General features: G+C 53.3%; 1 protein-coding gene. It reads right to left on the bottom strand.

The features are described 5' to 3' along the window. On the bottom strand, nt 1-979 hold a 979-nt coding region (locus tag ACFQ1C_RS16165; RefSeq protein ID WP_379559708.1), incomplete at both ends, for an IS3 family transposase.

Raw genomic sequence — 979 nt, 5'->3', positions numbered from 1 at the left:
CGCTTCGCTTCTTCATACACCTGCGTCCGTTTCGCTAGCCGCGCTTGGTCACCGCCACGATGCCTATCTGCTGGCGTGACGAAGTTAATGCCGCTGTGCAGATGCTGTTCGTTATATCCTTGCTCGAACGCGAGCATCCACTCTCGCACGATAGTCAGCGAGCCGAAGCCTTTCACTGGCCATGCCGGGCAGTATTTTACCGTCCGGAACATCGATTCTGAGAACGGGTTATCGTTGCTCACTCGAGGGCGGCTGTGAGACATCAGCATGCCCAGCTCGGCAAGCCGAGATTTGAGTACATAAGACGTCATTGGTGCGCCATTGTCAGAGTGCAACACCGGCGGATATTGCCAGCAACCTTCTCGGTAAATGGCACGTTCAACCAGCTGCTTAGCAAGTTCGCCAGATTCCACCTCATGGACTTCCCATGCCACTATTTTACGGCTGTAAATGTCCATAATCAGGTACAGATACCAATGTTGGCCACGTACGAGAGAAGGACAGTAGCTAATATCCCACGTCCATACTTGGTTCGGCCCGGTGGCCGTAAAGCTGGTTGGCGGTATCACTTTGCGCGCGACTTTCGTACGACCTCGATGGTTCTGTTGCTGGTACCGTTTTAACACGCGATAAAACGTAGATTCCGAGCCCAGATAAATCCCTTTATCAGCCAATAATGGCACTATTTGTGACGGTGGTAAGCTCTGGTATTCTTCTTGATTGCAGGCATCAAGAATGGCGGATTCCTCAGCATCAGTGAGAGCGTGAGCCTGTATAGCCGACTCAGCCAAGGGCCGACGATCTTCAGTCACAGCCCCGTCTACAGCCCGCCACCGCTTCAGGCTGCGCTCGCTCAGCCCCATAAAGCTCGCTACTTTATAGCGTGCTGCACCCGCACTCACAGCCTCATCAAATAACGCTAACAGCCTTGTACGATCATCCAGTGAGGTCAGTTGTCCTCGTCGCTGTCCGGATCGTT

Origin of the sequence: Oceanisphaera ostreae, from assembly GCF_042676125.1 — a bacterium.
Classification (GTDB): Bacteria; Pseudomonadota; Gammaproteobacteria; order Enterobacterales; family Aeromonadaceae; genus Oceanimonas; species Oceanimonas ostreae.
Note: the sequence above shows the minus strand (reverse complement) of the source record. Positions and strands in the feature narration are given on the sequence as shown.